Here is an 18,920-nt window from a genome sequence, read left to right as displayed (position 1 = left end):
GCCGATTTTATCACCAGATCAGGCGCCGTCGAGTAGGGCCGTGGCGGTCCGCTCGTCGGTGATGAGGCCATTGACCAGCCGGCGGTTCACCGCGGCCAGGATGCCCGGCAATTTGCGTTCGCCCATGGCGAGTGCAATGACCAGCGACTTTTCGCGTGACGGCAAGGCTGCCGACGATACCCGGTCGTTGGTGATGCCCTCGATCATGCGGCCTTCCCGGTCGAACACCCAGCCGACGATCTCGGCGACGCCGCCAGCCTTTTGCAAAGCCTTCAGCTCGCTTTCCGAGATAAAACCGTCCTCGTAGAGCGGCGCCTTCGGGCCGAGATCGCCGATGCCGACAAAGGTGACGTCGGCTTCCGCGGCCAGCGCCAGCGTCGGTTGGATCATCGGCTGGGCAAGCAGCATCTCGCGCTCTTCCGGCGACGAGGCGATGACCGGCAGCGGCATCGGGAACGAGCGGGCCTTGACCCGGTCGGCCATGGTGAAGATGACGTTGTAGAAGGCGGCCGAACCGTCGGGCGAGATGTTGCCGGTCAAGGACACAACCTTGTGCTGCGAGCATTCCATCGGCGGCAATTGCTCGATCGCCGCCTTCAGCGTGCGGCCGGTGCCGATGGCCAAGACGATGGGCGTCGGTGACCGCAGCCGCCGCTCGATCTCGGCCGCGGCCGCCTCGGCAATGCCGATCGTGGTCGAGGATGAGGTTGGATCGCTCGGCACCACTTCGACGAGGTCGAGCGCGAAGCGTGACTTCAGTCTAGCTGCGAGATCAAGGCAATTGGCGATCGGGTGATCGACGCGAACCTTGATCAGCCCCTCCGACACCGCCAGCGACACCAGCCGCTGCGCCGTCTGCCGGGAAATGCCGAGCGTGGCGGCGATCTGGTCCTGGGTGTTGCCGGCAACATAATAAAGCCAGCCGGCGCGCGCTGCCTCGTCCAGCCTGCTGCTGCCGCCATCTTGCCGCGAATTCAAAATGTGCCTCCAGCCCTGCCCCTTTGCGCGCCCTTGGGCGAAGCGTCGTAGTCTTGCAGGGAATGTGTCGGCGCGCAATTGTTCAATCGGGAAGACAATTGCTTGCTGCTTCGATCCGGCCGCCGCGCGGCAACCAACCCAGCGAAAATCGCCAGCGGACGGGCTCGGCGGTTTATCTCCTGATACAAACGCTTTAAGGGGATCGGCAAAGGAGCCTCGCATGACGCCGAAAGCGGTTTTCTGGGATATGGACGGCACGCTGGTCGACAGCGAGCCGCTGCACGAGGCGGCCTTGGTGGCGGCGCTGCGCAGCGTCGGTATCACGCCGCCGGCCGACCTGCATGAGCGGGTGCTGGGCGTCGCCGCCGCACCGGTCTACGAGATGCTGCGCAGCGAGTTCGGCCTCGACCTGCCCTTCGACGACTGGATCGTGCGCAAATACGATCACTACATGCCGATGGCCGAGACGCTGAAGCCGCGCCCCGGCGCGATCGAAGTGTTCAACGAGTTGCGCGCGCTCGGCGTGCAGCAGGCGGTGGTGTCCAATTCCGACCGGGTGATCGTCGATGCAAATCTGAGCGCCGTCGGCCTGATCTATCCCGGCATGCGCACGATCAGCCGAAACGACGTGCGCGAAGGCAAGCCGCATCCCGAACCATTCCTGCGCGCCGCGTGGCTGGCCGGCGTCGATCCTTCAGACGCGGTGGCCGTCGACGACAGCGTTACCGGCGCCACATCAGGCCTGGCCGCGGGGATGCGGACGATCTTCTGGCCGGAAGCGCCGATGGCAGGACCGAAGGGCGCTGTCGTGATCAACAGTGCGGAAGAGTTGCGGGCTCAGTTGGGACTCTGAGTGAGCCTATGAACGTCGGCGCTGCCCCTCATCCCCCTGCCGGGACCTTCTCCCCGTGAACGGGGAGAAGGGTGAACTCATTCAGCTGCGGTACACCGGCTCCTCCTCGTCGAGGATCGCCTTCAGCTCGGCCAGGTGACGCTCCGCCTGGCCGGGATAGTCGTCCATTTCGCTGGCGGCCTTTTCGGCAATGGCGTCGGAGAGCGTGCGCAGCGGCCGGCCGGTCCACAGCGCCTTGATGTAGGTCTCGGCGGCGCGTTCGAAATAGAACATGCGGTTGAAGGCGTCGGCAACGGTGTCGCCGATGACCATGACGCCGTGATTGCCCATCACCATCACCTTGACCTTAGGGTCGGTGAGCAGTTGCGAGCAGCGCTCGCCCTCTTCCTCGAAGGCCAGCCCGCCATAATGGGCGTCGACGACGTGGCGGTTGAAGAACATGGCCGAGTTCTGGTCGATCGGCGGCAGAGTCGAGTCGGCCAGCGATGCAAGCACAGTGGCATGAATGGAATGCACATGCATGGCGCAGCGCGCATGCGGCACGTTGCGGTGAATGGCGCCGTGCAGACCCCAGGCAGTCGGGTCGGGCGCGTCGGGGCCGGTCAGCGTCTCGGGATCGTTGGCGTCGATCAGCAAAAGGTCGCTCGCCTTGATGCGCGAGAAATGCACCTGGTTGGGGTTCATCAGGAATTTGCTGCCGTCCTCGTTGACCGACAGCGAGAAGTGGTTGGCCACGGCTTCATGCATGTTGAGCCGCGCCGTCCAGCGGAAGGCGGCGGCGAGGTCGACGCGCTCCTCATAATAGGGCAGGTTGGTCAGCGGCTCTTTCTGCAAACGGGCGATGCTCATCAAAAAATCCTCCATTTCCCCAAGAATGCCGCGCCCAATGCCGACCAGCAACCGGTAAGTACTGGGTCAGGCCGCCGAGCGGGCCGACTGCAGCCCGCCATGTTCGACGATGAAGTCGATGACTTCCTGCAGTCCCTTGCCGCGCGACAGGTCGGTGAAGCCGAACGGGCGCTTGCCCCGCATTCGGGCGGCGTCGCTCTCCATGACATCGAGGTTGACGTTCACATAGGGCGCCAGATCGCTCTTGTTGATGACCAGGAAATCGGAACGGGTGATCGCCGGCCCGCCCTTCCTGGGGATTTCCTCGCCCTGGCAAACCGAGATGACATAGAGGGTCAGGTCGGCAAGGTCCGGCGAGAAGGTGGCGGCAAGATTGTCGCCGCCGGATTCGATGAAGACGATGTCGAGATCGGGGAATTTCCTGTTCAGCTCGGCGATCGCCTGCAAATTGATCGAGGCGTCCTCACGGATGGCGGTGTGCGGGCAGCCGCCGGTCTCCACGCCGACGATGCGGTCCTCAGGCAGCGCCTGCAGGCGAGCCAGCATCATGGCGTCTTCCTTGGTGTAGATGTCGTTGGTGACGACGGCGATGGAGAAATCGTCGCGCAGCGCCTTGCAGAGCTTTTCGGTTAGCGTCGTCTTGCCGGAGCCGACGGGACCGCCGATGCCGATGCGCAGGGGACCGTTGGCCTGAGTCATAGCGAAAAATCCGTCATGCCGAAAAACTCCGTGATGGCGAGGATGGCGAAGCTGAGCCCGATCAACAGGCAGAGCGGCGAATAGAAGCTGACATCGAGCCGCGCAAAAGGCTGTTCCGGCGCCAGACGGCGCCACCACGGCGTGAAGCCGGCAATGCCGCGGCCGAGGAAGACCAGCCCTATGAGCAGCGCTGTGGCGGCAAGGCCTTCCCTTGGAAAGGGGGTGGCGAAGACCCCGGTCAGCGCCAGCGGCCACAGGGTTGCGAGGCACAGGCACGCGGCAACGGCGAAACAGGCAAACGGCGTCGGCATCTCGTCGATGCCGCGAAAGCCGACGACGGCGTGGGCGCAGGAGACGCCGTCCCTGCCCGGCCAGATGCCGCCAAGGCCCCAATAGACATGCAGCGCGGTGATCAGCAGCAGGACGGCCGAGAGGGCGAAGGCGAGGACGATCATGAGCGGAACAGCCTGGAATACTGCGTCTCGTGCTTCATCGCCATGATGTCGGAGATGAAGGCGCAGCCGCCGAGATCGTCCAATGTCGAGCCGGCGGCGCGCGCGGCCGTCGACAGCGCCAACGGCTCGAAGCCGGCGAGCAAGGCCATAGCGTCCGTCTGGCCGACGATTCCGAGTCGGATCGCCGCCTGGACGAGGTTGGAGAAGAAGGCCTGCAGGAAGGCCGACATCGCGTCCTGAAGCGCGATGCCGTTGCCGCCGGCAACGGCGCCGACGGCGACACAGTAGGCGCATTCGGCCGGCAGGCGGCCCAATACCGGATTCGCCCACGCCGCTGCCGCTTTCAGGAAGGCGGCGCCTTGCAGCATGGTTTCGGTGTGGCGCTCACGCGAGCCGGCCAGCGCTTCGGCGAGATCGGCAATTTCATGGAGGTCGCCTTCATGGAGGTCGCCGCCGTCGCGGGCGCGGCGCCAGCTTTCCGCGAAGAGCACGGCGTCGTTCCAGCCCGAGCCCATCTCGACCAGCGTCTCCAGCCAGAAGGCGAGGCTGGCGGTATCGGCAACCAGCCCGTCTTGCCCGGCGCGTTCGAGACCATGGCTGTAGGCAAAGCCGCCGACCGGAAAGGCCGGCGACAGCCACGCCATGAGCCGCAGCAAAGCGATGCCGGACGGCTGGTCAGTCATGATCGTGATGATGCCCGTCATGGGAATGGCTGTGCGAATGCGACTCGCTGTGTGCGTGGGAACGTCCATCATGGGAATGCGCTTCGGCGTGCGCATGCGCATGGCCATGATCATGACCATGCGCACCTTGGGCGGAATAGGCGCCGCGCACCGGCTTGAACGGTTCGGAGACTTCGCGCACCGTGGCGCCCAGCCCTTCCAGCATAGCCTTGATAACATGGTCGCGCAAAATCAGGATGCGGCTGGGCTCAATCGCAGCCGCCAGATGCCGGTTGCCGATATGCCAGGCGAGTTCGGTCAGATGCACGGCGTGGCGGGCGCGGATGTCGTAGACCTCTTCGGGTGCCGCGGTGATCTCGACCTGGCCGCCATCCTCCAGCACCAGCCGGTCGCCATCGTTCAAGGTCACGGGTTCGGGCAGGTCGACCAGCACCTTGCTGCCGTCGGCAAGCTCGATGGCGCGGCGGCGCAAATGACGCTCGTCATGGGGCAGGACGGCACGGCCGGATGGCGGCGTAGTTCCGGCAGTGCCGGCAGGCACCACCGAGACGGCCCGGGGGAACTTGGTGAAGTCGGTGTTCAGGTTGAGTTTCATCGCATGGCTCCACCGTTAGCCTGGGCTCTCGCACGGGCAGGCCGCGCCAGGACGCGGTCGAAATACGCGTTGACGCGCTCGGATTCGATCGGAAATTTTCCGGCGCGGGCCCAGCCGCCCATGTCGCCCAACAGCACGTCGACGGCGGAAAACCGGTCGCCCAGCGCAAACTCCCGATCCCCCAGCCGGCCGTCGAGCGCCTTGGCCTCCGAGGCGAAATCGTAGGCGGCGGCGGGGCCGACATCGACCCGCACGTCCTTCGGCAACAGGAAGCGGTGGCGCAGCTTGTTCCACAGCGGCGCTTCGAACTCGGACTGGGCAAAATGCATCCAGGAATCCATTTCGGCGCGTCCGGCCACACCTGGATTGGCGCCCATGCCTTTGTCGGCGTGCTTGTCGGCGAGATAGACGCAGATCGCCGCCGAATCCGTCACCGTCAGTTCGCCATCGATCAGGATCGGCACCTTGCCCGACGGGTTGAGCGCATAGGCTTCCGGCGAGCGCAATTTGACCTCGACGAATTCATAGGGCTGCCCGAGTTCCTCAAGCATCCACAGAACGCGGCTGACGCGGGAGCCACGCGATCCGATAGCCTTGTACATGGTCGAACCCTCTTTCCTGCGACCCTAAACCATAGCCACTGTTCAGACGATGGTGTCGAAGAGCCGCAGGATGAACGATATCTGATAGATCAGCGTGCCGACGACGAAGGCGATGTGGAAGCGGCGGTCGCGCACCAGTATGGCGGCTATGCACAACACCACGAAAACCGGCGTTCGGAACAGATATTCATTGCCGTAGCGGGCGAAATGCTCGGGACCTTTCAGCAGCGTGTCGACGACATCGAGCAGATAGGTGGCCGCCAGCAGGCCGAAGAACCAGCCGCGGCGCGAATAGAAGAAATCCTCGTAGCTGGTGTAGTCGAGCATCGAATCCGGAAACAGCAGCGCGCACAGCAGGAACAGCGTGATGGCGTAGAAGATCAGGAACAGGTACTTGCCGAAAGTCCAGACCTCTATGGTGTAGAGGCCGAACTCCCACCACCAGAAATGCACCAGCAGCAACAGCATGGAGGCGACCCAGCCGAGGTGCACGGGATAGAGCCTGTACTGGCCGGGATGCTGGACGATGCGCGCCACCCCCGACAGCAGGCGAGCGACGCCAAGTCCGATCACCATGCCCATGACGATGCGGATATGCGGGAAGATGTCGTGGGCGGAGGCTATTTCGGTGGCCATGACCTGCTACGCGGTTTCTTTGAGCCGCATATTGCGGCGGCACCGACCGGCTCGCAATGGAATTTGCCGGGTCGATCAAATCGCCCCTCGCCTCAAAACAGGAAATACCGCTGCGCCATCGGCAGCACGGTTGCCGGCTCGCAAGTCAAGAGTTCGCCATCGGCGCGAACCTCATAGGTTTCGGGATCGACCTCGATATGCGGCGTGGCGTCGTTGAGGATCATCGAGTGCTTGCCGATGCCGCCACGGGTATTTTCGACCGCGACGAACTGCTTGTCGACGCCGAGCCTGCCATGCAGGCCGGACTCCAGCGCCGCCTTGGAAACGAAGGTCACCGACGAGTTGGTCCTGGCCTTGCCATAGGCGCCGAACATCGGGCGGTAGTGCATGGGCTGGGGGGTCGGGATAGAGGCGTTGGGGTCGCCCATCGGGGCTGCGGCTATCATGCCGCCGATCAGCACCATGTCCGGTTTGACGCCGAAGAAGGCTGGGTTCCACAGCACCAGATCGGCGCGCTTGCCGACCGCGATCGACCCGATGTCCCTGGACAGCCCATGCGCGATGGCCGGGTTGATGGTGTATTTGGCGATGTAGCGGCGGACGCGGAAATTGTCGTTGTTGCCGGTCTCCTGCGGCAATGACCCGCGCTGGCGCTTCATCTTGTCGGCGGTCTGCCAGGTGCGGATCGCCACCTCGCCGACACGGCCCATGGCCTGCGAGTCCGACGAGATGATCGAGAAGGCGCCGATATCGTGCAGAATGTCTTCCGCCGCGATGGTCTCCTTGCGGATACGGCTTTCGGCAAAGGCGATGTCTTCAGGGATCGACGGCGACAGATGGTGGCAGACCATCAGCATGTCGAGATGCTCGGCCAGCGTGTTGACGGTGTAGGGCCGCGTCGGGTTGGTCGAAGACGGAATGACGTTGGGCAGGCCGCAGACCTTGATGATATCGGGCGCATGGCCGCCGCCGGCGCCTTCGGTGTGGAAGGCGTGGATGGTGCGGCCCTTGATGGCGGCGACGGTGTTCTCCACAAAGCCGGATTCGTTCAGCGTGTCGGTGTGGATCATCACCTGCACGTCGTAATCGTCGGCAACCGACAGGCAGCAATCGATGGCCGCCGGCGTCGTCCCCCAGTCCTCGTGCAGCTTCAGCGAGCAGGCCCCGCCCAGCACCATTTCCTCCAGCGCTGCCGGCAGCGAGGCGTTGCCCTTTCCGGACAGGCCGATGTTCATCGGGAAAGCGTCGGAGGACTGGATCATGCGCGCCATGTGCCAGGGTCCGGGCGTGCAGGTGGTGGCCAGCGTGCCATGCGCCGGGCCGGTGCCGCCGCCGAGCATGGTGGTGATGCCCGACATCAGCGCTTCGTCGATCTGCTGCGGACAGATGAAGTGGATGTGCGCGTCGAAGCCGCCGGCGGTCAGGATCTTGCCCTCGCCGGCGATGATCTCGGTACCGGGGCCGATGATGATGGTGACACCGTCCTGCGTGTCGGGATTGCCGGCCTTGCCGATCGCCGCGATGCGGCCGTCCCTGAGACCTATATCGGCCTTGAAGATGCCGGCAGTGGCATCGACCACCAGCGCGTTGGTGATGACCGTGTCGACCGCGCCGCCGGCGCGCGACACCTGGCTCTGGCCCATGCCGTCGCGGATGACCTTGCCGCCGCCGAATTTCACCTCCTCGCCATGGACGGTGAGGTCCTTTTCGACCTCGATAAACAGCTCGGTATCGGCCAGGCGCACTCTGTCGCCGACCGTCGGGCCATACATCTGCGCGTAGGCGGCGCGGGTAATTCTAGCCATCAGTCAATGCTCCCCAAACGAGAGTCCGGCCGCAGCCGAACTCCACATCGTCGCCATCCAATGGTCATGCAATGACCCGCTCGGCGACACCTTCTGATCCCATTTGGCCGTTGAGGTGGCCGTGCCACCCCAAACCGCCCGTTTGCCAAACCCTTGGCCAAATCGATGAAAGGAAAATACATGCGCAAAATCATCGTTCTTGCAGCCGCCGCCACGCTGGCCTCCGCAACCGTAGCCGGCGCCCAGCAGCAGCCCACGCCGCAACCGAAGCCGGCGGCGCCCAGCGCTCAGCCGGCGGCGCCGGCGATCCAGAAGGTCAACATCGTCGATATCAGCGAATTGCCCAAGGCCACCCAGACGCAGGTCAATCAGGTGATCGCCCAGCGTGGCGATGCCGGGCTGCAGAAACTGCGCTCTTCGATCGACGCGACGCCGCAGATCAAGTCGGCGCTCGAAGCCAAGGGGCTCACCTCGGCACAGGTGGTCGCCGCCAGCATGACCACCGATGGCGCGCTGACCCTTGTCACCAAGAAGGCAAGCTGAAAGAAGCGCTTGGCGGGCCGGCACCCGGCCCGCCAGCCCACAGGGAACCTTCGCCCGACAGGAGGCGTTTCGTTCCTTTGGCGCCGAACGGCGTTGCACAGAAAAGTCCACCAGGAGCGAGCAATGCCTGTCTTTGCCGACACCAGATGGCTCCAGAGCCTTGCTGCCTGCACATTTCTCGCAGCTTTCGGCCCGCAAGCCGCGCAAGGTCTTGAAAGCGCTGACGCCGTCAACCGGGCCGACACCGTCAACAGGATCGTCGGCTCCGATGTCCGGCAGGAGGAGGCGCGGACGGAACCACAGACCAACAAGATCATCACCGCGATCGAGCGGACGCGTGAGAACATCGGCGCCGTGCGCAAGACGTCCAAGCTCGATACTGTGGATATCGTCTTCCTCACCGACGCGGCGCGCAGCGAAGGCGGCCCGCCGCCGGCGGTCGAGAGCAAGGTCGAACAGCATCAGGATGACATTGCGGAACTGCGCAAGGAGATCGACGCCAACGCCTTGCTGTTCAACGCCATCGATTCGCGGCGCGTGCTTACGGAAGACGTCCTTGCGGTGGAATTCGACGGCTCGGCAAGAATCGTCATCTACGCGGCGGCCAGGCCGTCGAACTGACCTCAGGGCGCCCGACCCCGTCGATCTCACAGCCTGCCCATGATCTTCTGCTGAAAACCGTAGACCTCGCGTTTTCCTCCGAACGGCACCAGCGTGACGTCCCGCTCTTGTCCCGGTTCGAAGCGCATCGCGGTGCCGGCGGCAATGTCCAGACGCATGCCGCGCGCTTTGTCGCGATCGAATTTCAACCCCTCATTGGTCTCGAAGAAATGGTAGTGGCTGCCGACCTGGATCGGCCGGTCGCCGCTGTTGGCCACCTTCAGCGTCACCGTCGGCAGCCCCTTGTTGAGCTCGATGTCGCCGCTTGCCGTGATGATTTCGCCGGGAATCATCGTTAGCCTCACAAAACGCCGAAGACCAGGCCGACGGCGACTGCAGCACAAGCGGCGCCAGCGGCGCGGGCAAGCCCGCGAAAGCGCATGCCGAGGCCAAGGCCGGCAGCGATGCCCATGGCATGGAGAAGTGCGGTGGCAACGGCAAAGCCGGCCATATAGTCAAGTCCACCGGCATTTTCCGGCACTTCGGTGCCGTGGGCATGGCCATGGAACAGCGCGAACAGGCCGATGATGGCGACTCCGGCCGAGACCGGCAGATCGACCGCCAACGCCACCAGCAAGCCAAGCGCGACGACGGAGGCAAGGATGCCCGGTTCGACGAAAGGCACCGGCACGTGGAGCATGCCGAGCGCGCCGCCGACCAGCATGACGCCGACAAAGGCCAGCGGCCAGGCCCAGATTGCCTTGCCGCCCTTGAGCGCCGCCCACAGGCCGACGGCTACCATGACGGTCATATGGTCGAGGCCGGACAGCGGATGCGCGAAGCCCGCCGCGAAGGACGAGGTCGTGCCGATGCCGACATGGGCATAGGCGGGCATCGCCGCCGCCAGCAGCAGGATCGCTGCAAGCGTGGTGCGTTTGGTTGAAGCAGAGATCATCGGTCTTCCCTTCGAAGTCACGAAAACAATCACGCAGCCTTGCGCGGGCCGCAGCCCTCGGCCTTGAGCACGCGTTGGGTCGAGGCCGGATATTTCACCAGTTTCTCCACTGGGCGGATCGGGCGTGCGGAAAAATTGCCGCCGCAGTTCGGGCAGACGCCGCCCAGCACATGTTCAGCGCAGTCAGCGCAGAAGGTGCATTCAAAGGTGCAGATCAGCGCGTCCGCCGCTTCCGGCGGCAGGTCCTTGTCGCAGCATTCGCAATTCGGTCGCAGCTCCAGCATCGTTTTCTCCTCACCTGATCGGTTCGTGAACGGTCACCAGCTTGGTGCCGTCGGGAAAGGTCGCCTCGACCTGCACGTCGTGGATCATCTCGGCGATGCCTTCCATCACCTGCCCGCGGGTGATGACATGGGCGCCGGCCTCCATCAGTTCGGCGACCGGGCGGCCGTCGCGGGCGCCCTCGACGACGAAATCGGTGATCAGCGCGATCGCTTCGGGGTGATTGAGCTTGACGCCGCGTTCCAGCCGCTTGCGCGCCACGATCGCCGCCATGGCGATGAGCAGCTTGTCCTTTTCACGCGGCGTCAGGTTCATGCGCTTTCCTGGATTTGGCCTGTATTTGGCTCAGAGTGACCATAATTTGGGCAGACCCGCCCGCCCGTTGAGCAGTTCGACTAGCGGAACCAGCCGCTTGCGCAGCTGATAGCCGTCCTCGGCAAACAGCCTCGCAAGAAGCTTGCCAGATTTTTTGACGCTCCAGGCGCTGGCATCGCCGTCGGCGCCGACGATGTCGCGGGCCGGATCGAGCAAGGCTTCGGCCTGCGGCGAGACCATCAGCAGCGTCGCAGCGGCAATGGCGCCGCCGGCGACCGCCGGGCGGCCAAGTGCCGCCGCGATAGCCGGCCCGATGCGGAAATCCTCGGCATGAACGAGCGCACCATCCTGGCGGACACGCCAACGGTCGTGGAAATGGCCGTGCGCGGCCTCTTCGCCCATGGCGAGGCGGCCGAATATGGTGGCTTCAAGCAGCAATGCCTCGGCGCCTGCGGCAAGCTCGACCTCGAGCGTGCGGGCAAAGGCCGAGCGGTCGAAGACGATGGTTTCCTGGGGCAGCCAGGCGATACGCCCGCCCGCGCCGACGCTGAGCTTCACCCGAACTTCGGCGCGGTCGCTAGCGGCACGATAGATCTTTTCGCAGGCCTGGGTGGTTATCGAGGCGGAGGCACCTGGCCCGACATCGATTTCCCAGCCGAGCCGATCGCCGCCGGTCAGACCGCCGGCGGTGTTGATGAGCACGGCTTCGAGCGGATCGGCCGCAACGGCCGGCATGCGGATTTTGGCCGAGCCGTCCTGATAGAGGCGCAAAAGCCGGGTGCGTCCATCCCTGACGCCGCACGCAAGCCGGGCCGCCCCGGCCGCGCGCTGGGCCGGAAGAGCTGGGATCAAGACATGCTGCAACGTATCCACGGCGCTAACGTTAAGCACTCCCGGCGCTTTGTCGATATGGTGCTTGTTGATATAGCTTGTTGCTTGACAGCGTTTCCGTTTCTATAGAGGGAGCCTCTTTGGAACGGTCATGCTGCGCCTGGCGGGTTTTTGAAGGCGACGGCGATTTCAGTCCAGGCAACAGGGGCGCCAACCAATCGGCACCGCGACGTTATAAAATTGGGGAAGGAATCGAATGGCTGACGAGCTGGCAACGGAAATCATCGCCAAGATCAGGGCACATGCGGAGCCCGGTGGCGAAGAGATCACCACCAATACGGAATTGACCGCGCTTGGCATCCATTCCCTGGAACTGACCGAGATCATCTTCGATCTCGAGGAGCAGTACGGCATCGAGATCGAGATGAACACGGTCGATGCCTGGAGCAATCTCAAGAATGTCGGCGATATGGTTGAGGCTGTTCGCGCGCTGATTGCGAAAAAAGCCTGAGCTGAATGCAAAAGCGCGTCGTCATTACCGGCATCGGCGGCATATGCGGGCTCGGCGCCAATGCGCCTGCAATCTGGAACGAAATGCGGGCCGGCCGATCGGCCATCGGTCAAATCAGCAATCCCGGTTTGCATGATTTGAAGGTCAAGGTCGGCTGCGAAATCAAGACGCTGCCCGACCATGGCATCAGCCACAAGCAGACCGTGTCGATGGACCGCTTCAGCCTTTTGGCGACGATTGCCGCGCGCGAAGCCATGCAGCATGCCGGCCTGACATCGACTGAAGCAACCACCTACCGGATGGGCGCGGTTGTCGGCGTCGGCGTCTGCGGCTGGGAGGCGATCGAGGAGAACTATCGCGCCATCCTGGTCGACGGCAAGAACCGGGCCGGCATCTTCACCGTGCCGAAAGTGATGCCGAGTGCGGCATCCGGCCATGTCAGCATGAATCTCGGCCTGCGCGGGCCGGTGTTCGGCGTCACTTCGGCCTGCTCCTCGTCCAATCACGCCTTTGCCTCGGCGGTCGACCAGATCCGGCTCGGCCGCGCCGATGTCATGGTCGCCGGCGGCACCGACGCGCCGCTGCTTTGGGGCATCCTGAAGGGCTGGGAGGCCCTGCGGGTGCTGGCGCCCGATACCTGCCGGCCGTTCTCGGCCGATCGCCAAGGCCTGTCGCTCGGCGAAGGTGCTGGAATGGCGGTGCTGGAAACGTATGAACACGCCATGGCGCGCGGCGCGACCATTCTGGCCGAATTTGCCGGAGCCGGCCTTTCCGCCGACGCTTCCGATATCGTCGCGCCGACTGTCGAGGGACCGACGGCGGCGATGCGCGCCTGCCTGGCGGACGCCGGGCTCAATCCCGAGGACGTCGACTATCTCAACGCCCACGGCACCGGCACCAAGGCCAACGACCAGATCGAGACGGCGGCAATCAAGCGCGTCTTCGGCGACCATGCCTATAAGCTGTCGGTGTCGTCGACCAAGTCGATGCATGCCCATTGCCTCGGCGCCTCGGGCGGCCTGGAAATGATCGCCTGCGTGATGGCGATCCGCGAAGGCATCGTGCCGCCGACGGCCAATTTCCGGCAGGCCGACCCCGACTGCGATCTCGACATCACGCCGAATGTGGCGCGCGAGCGCAAGGTGCGCGCGGCGATCAGCAACGGTTTTGCCTTCGGCGGCACCAATGCCGTGGTGGCGTTCAAGGCGGTCTGACGGCAAGCGACTGGCCTGAGCGACTGGCCCTGAATGACTGCGAAGACGGTGTGTGCACCTTCGACCGGTTGATCGGCAAAGAAGCCGAGGATAATCCTTCGCAACTCGCCAGACGGCGCGATACCGCGCCAAATTCCCGACCGGAGCTTTCGATGACCGACCTGTCCGCCTTTCCGATCACCAAGCGCTGGCCGGCCAGCCACCCCGACCGCCTGCAGCTCTATTCCGCGACGACGCCGAATGGGGTGAAAGTCTCGATCGCGCTGGAAGAACTCGGCCTCCCCTACGAGGCGCATCTGGTGGATATCGGCAAGGACCAGAGCTGGACGCCGGAATTCCTGTCGCTGAACCCGAACGGCAAGATACCCGCGATCATCGACCCCGACGGGCCGGGCGGCAGGCCATTCGGCCTGTTCGAATCCGGCGCCATCCTGCTCTACCTCACCGACAAGACCGGCAAGCTGATCCCTGCCGATCCGGCGCGGCGCTACGAGACCATCCAATGGGTGTTCTTCCAGATGGCGGCGATCGGGCCGATTTTCGGACAGGTCGGGTTTTTCAACAAATTCGCCGGACGCGAGATCGCCGACAAGCGGCCGCTGGATCGCTACCGCAATGAATCGCGGCGGCTGATCGGGGTGCTGGAGACGCGGCTGAAGGGTCGAACCTGGATCATGGACGACGACTATACCATCGCCGACATTTCGATGCTGGGCTGGGTGCGCAATCTGATCGGCTTCTACGAGGCGCGCGAACTCGTCGGCTTCGACGACTTCCCCACCGTCGCGGCATGGCTGGAGCGCGGGCTGGCGCGGCCCGCGGTGCAGCGCGGCCTGACCATTCCCGCCAGGAATTGACCTCGGCCAGCCGAAGCAGCCGGGTCTATTTCGCCTTGGCCTTGCTTTTCGAGCCGCCCTTGCCGATGACGGACGCAGCGAGCGACGCGGCGCCCCTGGCTGTCGCCGCCACCGCACCCGCGGCGACATTGGCGGTCGCCTTGACCGTGCGCATGGCCCCGCCGGCCATCGAGCCGCGGCTTGCCGGCTTCTTGGGTTTGGCGGTTTTCGCCGCCACCTTCGCCGTCGCGACCGGTTCTACCTTCTTTGGCGCCGCTTTGCCGAAAGCCGGCTTTGCGTCCTTGGACCGCTCGGCGATCGCCGGGCCGGCGCCTGCCTTGGCCTGCGTGGCCTTTGCCTGCCTGGCTTTGGGTTGAGCGGTCTTGCTCTTGGCGGGTGTTTTTGCCTTGGTTGCCATCTGACGGTTCCCTCACGGCGGCACGATTGCCGATGAGAGATAACGACCTGAAAGTCTTAAGGTTCCCGTTCCGAAGTCCAGCGAACTATGCGGGATCGCCAACAACCAGGTCGGCGGACCTGCGACGGCCGAGCACGCGATCGATGTTGGGCATGTCGTTGGAAGCGATCCAGGCGCGGGCGTCTTCGTCGGAGCGGCCATGCTCGTGCCAGCGCACCAGAAGGCGGCGCTCGAGTTCGGCCCGCGGCACATCGACAAAGATGGTGAAGTCGAACAGCGGCGCCAGCCGCGACCACGGCTCCTCGTCGAGCAGGAGGTAATTGCCTTCGACCAGGATGAACTTGGTCTCGGCGGCAACGATGGAGGCGGCGGCGCGCGACAATTCCATGCTGCGGTCGAACACCGGAATGGCGATGTCTGGCTCGCCCGAACGGATGCGCTTCAACAGCGTCTCAAAGCCGGCGAAGTCGAAAGTCTCCGGCGCGCCCTTTCTTGGCCGCAGGCCGCGCTGGTCGAGCACGATGTCGTCATAGTGGAAGCCGTCCATCGGCACGACTTCAGCCGCGCCCTCCGGCAGCAGATCATGCAGCCCGGTCGAGAGCGTCGACTTGCCGGCGCCGGGCGGGCCGGCAATGGCGACGATGAAGCGTTTCGCCTTGCCGGCGCGCTTGAAGATGGTGGCGGCGAGATGGGCGATTTCGGACATTGGGCGCTTCCAGCTATGCTTTGCATCTTGTCGGCAGTTCGAGGAAATTTCAAACCGCGATTTGGGCAATCTCACGACATCCGCCACGTCAGCGCTGCCCCTCGTCGCCCTGCCGGTGTCCAGCCGATAGATGGGTAACACTTCTCCCCCAATGCGTCCGCCGCAGCGCCAAGCAGATTGGTTGGCGCGGCGGTGCGGCGGACAAGCTCCATGTGCCGTGTGTCGAGATGCCGGCAGGCAGGTGAGGGGCAGGGCCAGCGTTCGAAAATCAGCCGGGCTGGCCGATCCGCAGGAAATCGCTGTCGAACCTGACATCGCGGGTCGAACCATCGGCTCCGGTGAGACGCATGTGACCTGAGGCTGTCCCGATAGCGCGCGGCGGCTCGCCGCTCGCCAGCGGCAGCGTGCCGATGACATGGCGGAAGGAGACTTCGCCGCCGAGGGTAAAAGCGGTCGCGACCCCTTCGCGCTTCAGCCAATTGTCGTCGATCGATGCGGCATGGCCGATGGCGGCGCGGCCGTCCTCGATGCCGAGCACGCCGCGATGGCGGCTGCTCCACGGCGCGTAGTCGCGGCCGCCATTGCTGAACCACAGCATGGTGACCGGAAGCTCCGCCGGGTTCTTCAGCACCAGCACCAGATCCTGTTCGGCCCGGCGCGCCAGCGCCGTCCAGCCCGGACCGTCATGATCGGCTTCGACCAGGGTGATGAAATCCTCGCGCTCATCCTCCATGCGGTAGTCGGTGAGATCGAGCGTGCCGCCGCCAGTGGCTGGAAAGCGCGTCAGATCGGTCGAGCGGGCGGGATAGGAAAGCTTGAAGCGGCCGCGGGCCGGATCGGGCTCCAGCGGTGCGTCCAGTGTCCCGGCAAAGCGCTTCGGCGAAAAGGCCAGCCGGCCGCCATCGCGCATCGCCGCCATCGGATGGTGGGCGGCGGAGACAGCGCCGGAACCGCCGGAAAAGACATGCTCCTGATAGAGAAAGGGATGACTGTTGCGGAGCGTGAAGATCTTGTCGACCGTCGCGCCCATCACCGTGCGGCGCAACCGGAAGACGGCCCGCCAGCCGTCGGATGTCGCTTCGCTGGCGGTGACATCCCAGGCGCTGTTGGCCGGCCAGCCATGCAGCGGTGCGGCCTCGATGTCGCTGGCCGAAAACGGTGCGCATAGGAAATCGCCCGACAGCCGCACCGTGCCTTGAGGCAGATCCGGCGGCAGCGTCTCGCCGGCATCGATCCAGGGCGCGCGGTGCAGCGGCTTCAGCTGGCGGCCATCGCTGTCGACCGTTATGTCGGCGATATGGCCGACAGTGAGATCGAGCGTGACCGAAATGCCCTTTGCCTTGATCGTGACCGTATCCATCCGCGCACCTGCTGATTCTGATGGCAGCGAACAAACCCGCTCCGCGAGGGATGCGCAAGCACAGCGACCGGCATTTTGCATCAGGGCGATTTTTACCCTCCCCCTTGTGGGGAGGGTCGGCGAGCGATCGGAGCGAAGCGGAGATCGATCGACGGGGTGGGGGTAGCGCCCTACGAGGACCCCCACCCCGATCCGCTACGCGGATCGACCCTCCCCACATGGGGGAGGGTGGGCGCCTACTGCCGCTTATACTCGCGCACCGGCGACTTGGTGCCATCGGTGTAGGTGACCTGCACCGCCATCGATGTCACGTTGTCGGCGACCTTGAAGTAAGGCTGGTAGTCATAAGGAATGGCGTAGGGGTCCTTCTTGTCGCAAGGCGGCAGCTTGATCTCCTTGTCGAGCGCCGTGCCGTTCAGGCTGTAGCGCACCTCCTTGATGCCGCAGCGGAATGACAGCATCTGGGAGAAATAGACCAGGCCGTGATTGCCGCTGGCGTCGAAGGCGATCCACGACGTCCAGAACTGGTCGAGGATCTGTTTGTTGCCCTGTTGCAGCGCCGCGTCCGGATCGAAACTTATGTTGAACGGCCCGGTCTCGCGGCCCCTGAGATCGAGATATTTGACCCCGATGGTGGTGGCCGTGGTGCTGTCGGGCAATTCGAAGCTCGGATTGGGCATCGGCTTGCCTGTGCGCTGGTCGTTCATCGCCATCAGCCCGGTGTCGGTGAACGGACCTGACACACCCATGCGCCAGGAAATGCCGGTCGCAGCCTCGGGCAGCGAGATGGAGATCGTCCAGCCGGCATTGGAGCGCATCGGCGTCAGCGTCGGGGCAAAGCGCTGCGGGTCGAGCACGTCGCCAAGCGCCGTCAGGCGGGTACGGCTGCGATCGAGCCAGTCGGCGAGCTGCGTCTGGTCGACGAAATATTTGAGCAGCCCGCCTTCCTTTTCATAGGAGACGAACTTGGTCAGCGCCTCGGCCTCGCTGCGCTTGTCGGACAGCGACTGGACGCCGAGGCGATCCTCGGAAAACTCCTGCGCGAGCAGGTAATAGGCCGGTGCGAAATCCGGATTGGCCGCGATGAAGGCGTTGAGCTTGTCGAGACGCTGGGTGTCGTCGAACTGCAGGATATGGACCAGCTTGATCGACAGCGCCTTTCCCTTGTCGGCCAGCTGGCCGAACACTTCGCGGGCGCCGGCCTTGCCGTCCTGCACGCGCAGCAGGGTGGCAAAGCGCGTGTAGGGATCGACGGCGTCGACGTCGAAACCGGCGAAAGCGAGATAGGAGCGCCGCGCATTCAGCATGTCGCCGGACAGCTCGTAGACGCGGGCATTGTGGTAGAATTCATCCGGCCGCTTCGGCTCGGCGATCGCCCCGCCCTGCGCGGCCAATGCGGCAAAGCCCTTGGCGATGGTGTCGATCGAGGCGGCGATCTGCTCGGTGGTCGCCTGAAGCTTATCCGCCTGCTCGGCCTGTTTCTGCTGGCCGGCAGCGAGCGTTTCGGTCGTCTGCTTGACCGCCTCTACCGACTTTTGCGTCTGCGCGCCCTGCTCAGCCTGCTGCTGCTGGGTCGACGCAATTTCCTCGGTCTTCTTCGCCACCGCGTCGGTCGATTGCTTGACCTGGTCGACCGCCAGCTTCGTCTCGGTTACCGTTTGCTCGATCCTGGCCACCCTGGCCGAGACGATGCCCATCTGCTGCTGCAACTGGGCGATGGCCGGCACCAGGCCGGCGATCACACCGTTCTGCGAATTGGTCTGCTGCTGCAGGCCATAGACGCCGCCGGCGACGGCGGCAGCGCTGGTGGCAAAGATCAGCGCCGGCAGCGCTTTGGCGGCCAGCACCAGCCGCAGAACGATGGCAATGGCGATGATGGCGGCGGCAACCGAAGCGACCAGCGCGATATAGGCGGCGAACGGCGCCAGCGGATTGAGGATGTCGGAAGCCGCGCCGCCGATGAAAGCGACGCTGCCGGCCCATTTGCCGGTGCGGCTGAGCGAAGCCCTGATAAGAGATGGCGCAGCCGCGCCGATGTCACCGGTCATTGTCAAATCCCCCAAGCAATTGCCGCCTCTATAGCAGCACCGCGACCCCGCAGGCAAAACAGGACAGGAAGCAGGCGATTTCGGGGCGGGGATTACGGAGTTGGTGAGTAGCGAAGACCGAAGTCACAGCTAATCTCCCCCGCAAG

24 protein-coding genes are annotated in these 18,920 nt (G+C 64.5%); 6 read left to right on the top strand and 18 right to left on the bottom strand.

Features of this window, described 5'->3' with window-relative positions:
* Positions 1-18: 18 nt before the first annotated feature.
* Positions 19-978, bottom strand: coding sequence for a sugar-binding transcriptional regulator (locus NLY44_RS24060; RefSeq protein ID WP_023689163.1), 960 nt, complete (start codon positions 976-978; stop codon positions 19-21).
* Between the two features lie 220 nt (positions 979-1,198).
* On the opposite strand from NLY44_RS24060, the gene NLY44_RS24055 reads away from it, so the two are divergent.
* On the top strand, positions 1,199-1,831 hold the full coding sequence (locus NLY44_RS24055) for an HAD family hydrolase (protein ID WP_023671242.1): 633 nt from the start codon (positions 1,199-1,201) through the stop codon (positions 1,829-1,831).
* Positions 1,832-1,912: 81 nt separating this feature from the next.
* Here the strand turns inward: NLY44_RS24055 and NLY44_RS24050 are convergent, their stop codons facing one another.
* The 8 genes from NLY44_RS24050 to ureC all read right to left on the bottom strand — a co-directional run bounded on the left by NLY44_RS24050 (position 1,913) and on the right by ureC (position 8,155).
* Positions 1,913-2,680, bottom strand: coding sequence for a class II aldolase and adducin N-terminal domain-containing protein (locus tag NLY44_RS24050; protein WP_023689162.1), 768 nt, complete (start codon positions 2,678-2,680; stop codon positions 1,913-1,915).
* A gap of 66 nt (positions 2,681-2,746) precedes the next feature.
* Positions 2,747-3,379 carry an urease accessory protein UreG gene (gene ureG, locus NLY44_RS24045; protein WP_023689161.1) on the bottom strand — a complete coding sequence of 211 codons (633 nt, stop codon included), beginning with the start codon at positions 3,377-3,379 and terminating at the stop codon, positions 2,747-2,749.
* A complete protein-coding gene (locus NLY44_RS24040; protein WP_023689160.1) occupies positions 3,376-3,834 on the bottom strand; it encodes a DUF3995 domain-containing protein in 459 nt (152 codons plus the stop codon). The genes ureG and NLY44_RS24040 overlap by 4 nt, the downstream gene beginning before the upstream one ends.
* Positions 3,831-4,517: an urease accessory protein UreF gene (locus NLY44_RS24035; protein WP_023689159.1), complete on the bottom strand. Its 687-nt coding sequence runs from the start codon at positions 4,515-4,517 to the stop codon at positions 3,831-3,833. The genes NLY44_RS24040 and NLY44_RS24035 overlap by 4 nt, the downstream gene beginning before the upstream one ends.
* Positions 4,510-5,112, bottom strand: coding sequence for an urease accessory protein UreE (gene ureE / locus NLY44_RS24030; RefSeq protein WP_023689158.1), 603 nt, complete (start codon positions 5,110-5,112; stop codon positions 4,510-4,512). The genes NLY44_RS24035 and ureE overlap by 8 nt, the downstream gene beginning before the upstream one ends.
* On the bottom strand, positions 5,109-5,714 hold the full coding sequence (locus tag NLY44_RS24025) for a glutathione S-transferase family protein (RefSeq protein ID WP_023683600.1): 606 nt from the start codon (positions 5,712-5,714) through the stop codon (positions 5,109-5,111). Before NLY44_RS24025 ends, ureE begins: the two co-directional genes overlap by 4 nt.
* A 42-nt stretch (positions 5,715-5,756) precedes the next feature.
* Positions 5,757-6,350: a hypothetical protein gene (locus tag NLY44_RS24020; protein ID WP_023726001.1), complete on the bottom strand. Its 594-nt coding sequence runs from the start codon at positions 6,348-6,350 to the stop codon at positions 5,757-5,759.
* Between the two features lie 92 nt (positions 6,351-6,442).
* Positions 6,443-8,155, bottom strand: a complete 1,713-nt coding sequence (gene ureC / locus NLY44_RS24015; RefSeq protein WP_031203249.1) for an urease subunit alpha — start codon at positions 8,153-8,155, stop codon at positions 6,443-6,445.
* A gap of 180 nt (positions 8,156-8,335) precedes the next feature.
* On the opposite strand from ureC, the gene NLY44_RS24010 reads away from it, so the two are divergent.
* Positions 8,336-8,698: a hypothetical protein gene (locus NLY44_RS24010; protein WP_023671233.1), complete on the top strand. Its 363-nt coding sequence runs from the start codon at positions 8,336-8,338 to the stop codon at positions 8,696-8,698.
* Between the two features lie 123 nt (positions 8,699-8,821).
* On the top strand, positions 8,822-9,319 hold the full coding sequence (locus tag NLY44_RS24005) for a hypothetical protein (RefSeq protein WP_023689155.1): 498 nt from the start codon (positions 8,822-8,824) through the stop codon (positions 9,317-9,319).
* A gap of 26 nt (positions 9,320-9,345) precedes the next feature.
* Here NLY44_RS24005 and NLY44_RS24000 read toward each other — a convergent pair whose 3' ends face one another.
* Genes NLY44_RS24000 through NLY44_RS23980 form a run of 5 tightly spaced genes read right to left on the bottom strand, consistent with a single transcriptional unit; the run spans position 9,346 to position 11,702 of the window.
* Positions 9,346-9,651: an urease subunit beta gene (locus NLY44_RS24000; protein ID WP_023671231.1), complete on the bottom strand. Its 306-nt coding sequence runs from the start codon at positions 9,649-9,651 to the stop codon at positions 9,346-9,348.
* 8 nt (positions 9,652-9,659) lie between these two features.
* A complete protein-coding gene (locus tag NLY44_RS23995; RefSeq protein WP_023689154.1) occupies positions 9,660-10,253 on the bottom strand; it encodes a HupE/UreJ family protein in 594 nt (197 codons plus the stop codon).
* Positions 10,254-10,282: 29 nt separating this feature from the next.
* Positions 10,283-10,537, bottom strand: a complete 255-nt coding sequence (locus NLY44_RS23990) for a DUF1272 domain-containing protein (RefSeq protein WP_023671229.1) — start codon at positions 10,535-10,537, stop codon at positions 10,283-10,285.
* A gap of 10 nt (positions 10,538-10,547) precedes the next feature.
* Positions 10,548-10,850 (bottom strand): urease subunit gamma, encoded by a 303-nt coding sequence (locus NLY44_RS23985; RefSeq protein ID WP_023689153.1) that lies wholly within the window; start codon positions 10,848-10,850, stop codon positions 10,548-10,550.
* Positions 10,851-10,880: 30 nt separating this feature from the next.
* Entirely contained in the window at positions 10,881-11,702 is an 822-nt protein-coding gene (locus NLY44_RS23980) for an urease accessory protein UreD (RefSeq protein ID WP_081726189.1), read from the bottom strand.
* 235 nt (positions 11,703-11,937) lie between these two features.
* On the opposite strand from NLY44_RS23980, the gene NLY44_RS23975 reads away from it, so the two are divergent.
* The 3 genes from NLY44_RS23975 to NLY44_RS23965 all read left to right on the top strand — a co-directional run bounded on the left by NLY44_RS23975 (position 11,938) and on the right by NLY44_RS23965 (position 14,263).
* Entirely contained in the window at positions 11,938-12,192 is a 255-nt protein-coding gene (locus NLY44_RS23975) for an acyl carrier protein (RefSeq protein ID WP_023671226.1), read from the top strand.
* Between the two features lie 5 nt (positions 12,193-12,197).
* Positions 12,198-13,406 carry a beta-ketoacyl-[acyl-carrier-protein] synthase family protein gene (locus NLY44_RS23970; protein ID WP_023671225.1) on the top strand — a complete coding sequence of 403 codons (1,209 nt, stop codon included), beginning with the start codon at positions 12,198-12,200 and terminating at the stop codon, positions 13,404-13,406.
* A gap of 152 nt (positions 13,407-13,558) precedes the next feature.
* Positions 13,559-14,263 carry a glutathione S-transferase family protein gene (locus tag NLY44_RS23965; RefSeq protein WP_023671224.1) on the top strand — a complete coding sequence of 235 codons (705 nt, stop codon included), beginning with the start codon at positions 13,559-13,561 and terminating at the stop codon, positions 14,261-14,263.
* 25 nt (positions 14,264-14,288) lie between these two features.
* Here NLY44_RS23965 and NLY44_RS23960 read toward each other — a convergent pair whose 3' ends face one another.
* The 4 genes from NLY44_RS23960 to NLY44_RS23945 form a co-directional block, all read right to left on the bottom strand.
* On the bottom strand, positions 14,289-14,660 hold the full coding sequence (locus NLY44_RS23960) for a hypothetical protein (protein WP_023671223.1): 372 nt from the start codon (positions 14,658-14,660) through the stop codon (positions 14,289-14,291).
* A gap of 85 nt (positions 14,661-14,745) precedes the next feature.
* The gene (locus tag NLY44_RS23955) at positions 14,746-15,366 is read right to left on the bottom strand and encodes a nucleoside triphosphate hydrolase (RefSeq protein ID WP_023714519.1); all 621 of its coding nucleotides are present in this window, start codon (positions 15,364-15,366) and stop codon (positions 14,746-14,748) included.
* Between the two features lie 268 nt (positions 15,367-15,634).
* Complete coding sequence (locus tag NLY44_RS23950; protein ID WP_023806259.1) at positions 15,635-16,726, bottom strand: hypothetical protein; 1,092 nt, start codon at positions 16,724-16,726, stop codon at positions 15,635-15,637.
* Between the two features lie 236 nt (positions 16,727-16,962).
* A complete protein-coding gene (locus NLY44_RS23945; RefSeq protein ID WP_023806260.1) occupies positions 16,963-18,774 on the bottom strand; it encodes a methyl-accepting chemotaxis protein in 1,812 nt (603 codons plus the stop codon).
* Between the last annotated feature and the right edge of the window lie 146 nt (positions 18,775-18,920).

Origin of the sequence: Mesorhizobium sp. C089B, assembly GCF_030323125.1 — a bacterium.
Taxonomy (GTDB): domain Bacteria; phylum Pseudomonadota; class Alphaproteobacteria; order Rhizobiales; family Rhizobiaceae; genus Mesorhizobium.
The sequence above is the reverse complement of the archived record's forward strand: the minus strand, read 5'-3'. Positions and strand labels throughout refer to the sequence as shown.

What these genes read in the sequence shown, in the direction of transcription:
- NLY44_RS23950 (WP_023806259.1), bottom strand. Translation starts at nt 16,726, where the DNA reads ATGGATACGGTCACGATCAAGGCAAAGGGCATTTCGGTCACGCTCGAT.
- NLY44_RS23985 (WP_023689153.1), bottom strand. Translation starts at nt 10,850, where the DNA reads ATGAACCTGACGCCGCGTGAAAAGGACAAGCTGCTCATCGCCATGGCG.
- NLY44_RS24020 (WP_023726001.1), bottom strand. Translation starts at nt 6,350, where the DNA reads ATGGCCACCGAAATAGCCTCCGCCCACGACATCTTCCCGCATATCCGC.
- NLY44_RS23995 (WP_023689154.1), bottom strand. Translation starts at nt 10,253, where the DNA reads ATGATCTCTGCTTCAACCAAACGCACCACGCTTGCAGCGATCCTGCTG.
- NLY44_RS24035 (WP_023689159.1), bottom strand. Translation starts at nt 4,517, where the DNA reads ATGACTGACCAGCCGTCCGGCATCGCTTTGCTGCGGCTCATGGCGTGG.
- NLY44_RS24010 (WP_023671233.1), top strand. Translation starts at nt 8,336, where the DNA reads ATGCGCAAAATCATCGTTCTTGCAGCCGCCGCCACGCTGGCCTCCGCA.
- ureC (WP_031203249.1), bottom strand. Translation starts at nt 8,155, where the DNA reads ATGGCTAGAATTACCCGCGCCGCCTACGCGCAGATGTATGGCCCGACG.
- NLY44_RS23990 (WP_023671229.1), bottom strand. Translation starts at nt 10,537, where the DNA reads ATGCTGGAGCTGCGACCGAATTGCGAATGCTGCGACAAGGACCTGCCG.
- ureG (WP_023689161.1), bottom strand. Translation starts at nt 3,379, where the DNA reads ATGACTCAGGCCAACGGTCCCCTGCGCATCGGCATCGGCGGTCCCGTC.
- ureE (WP_023689158.1), bottom strand. Translation starts at nt 5,112, where the DNA reads ATGAAACTCAACCTGAACACCGACTTCACCAAGTTCCCCCGGGCCGTC.
- NLY44_RS24040 (WP_023689160.1), bottom strand. Translation starts at nt 3,834, where the DNA reads ATGATCGTCCTCGCCTTCGCCCTCTCGGCCGTCCTGCTGCTGATCACC.
- NLY44_RS23965 (WP_023671224.1), top strand. Translation starts at nt 13,559, where the DNA reads ATGACCGACCTGTCCGCCTTTCCGATCACCAAGCGCTGGCCGGCCAGC.
- NLY44_RS24050 (WP_023689162.1), bottom strand. Translation starts at nt 2,680, where the DNA reads ATGAGCATCGCCCGTTTGCAGAAAGAGCCGCTGACCAACCTGCCCTAT.
- NLY44_RS24055 (WP_023671242.1), top strand. Translation starts at nt 1,199, where the DNA reads ATGACGCCGAAAGCGGTTTTCTGGGATATGGACGGCACGCTGGTCGAC.
- NLY44_RS24005 (WP_023689155.1), top strand. Translation starts at nt 8,822, where the DNA reads ATGCCTGTCTTTGCCGACACCAGATGGCTCCAGAGCCTTGCTGCCTGC.
- NLY44_RS24000 (WP_023671231.1), bottom strand. Translation starts at nt 9,651, where the DNA reads ATGATTCCCGGCGAAATCATCACGGCAAGCGGCGACATCGAGCTCAAC.
- NLY44_RS24025 (WP_023683600.1), bottom strand. Translation starts at nt 5,714, where the DNA reads ATGTACAAGGCTATCGGATCGCGTGGCTCCCGCGTCAGCCGCGTTCTG.
- NLY44_RS23975 (WP_023671226.1), top strand. Translation starts at nt 11,938, where the DNA reads ATGGCTGACGAGCTGGCAACGGAAATCATCGCCAAGATCAGGGCACAT.
- NLY44_RS23960 (WP_023671223.1), bottom strand. Translation starts at nt 14,660, where the DNA reads ATGGCAACCAAGGCAAAAACACCCGCCAAGAGCAAGACCGCTCAACCC.
- NLY44_RS23970 (WP_023671225.1), top strand. Translation starts at nt 12,198, where the DNA reads ATGCAAAAGCGCGTCGTCATTACCGGCATCGGCGGCATATGCGGGCTC.
- NLY44_RS23955 (WP_023714519.1), bottom strand. Translation starts at nt 15,366, where the DNA reads ATGTCCGAAATCGCCCATCTCGCCGCCACCATCTTCAAGCGCGCCGGC.
- NLY44_RS23945 (WP_023806260.1), bottom strand. Translation starts at nt 18,774, where the DNA reads ATGACCGGTGACATCGGCGCGGCTGCGCCATCTCTTATCAGGGCTTCG.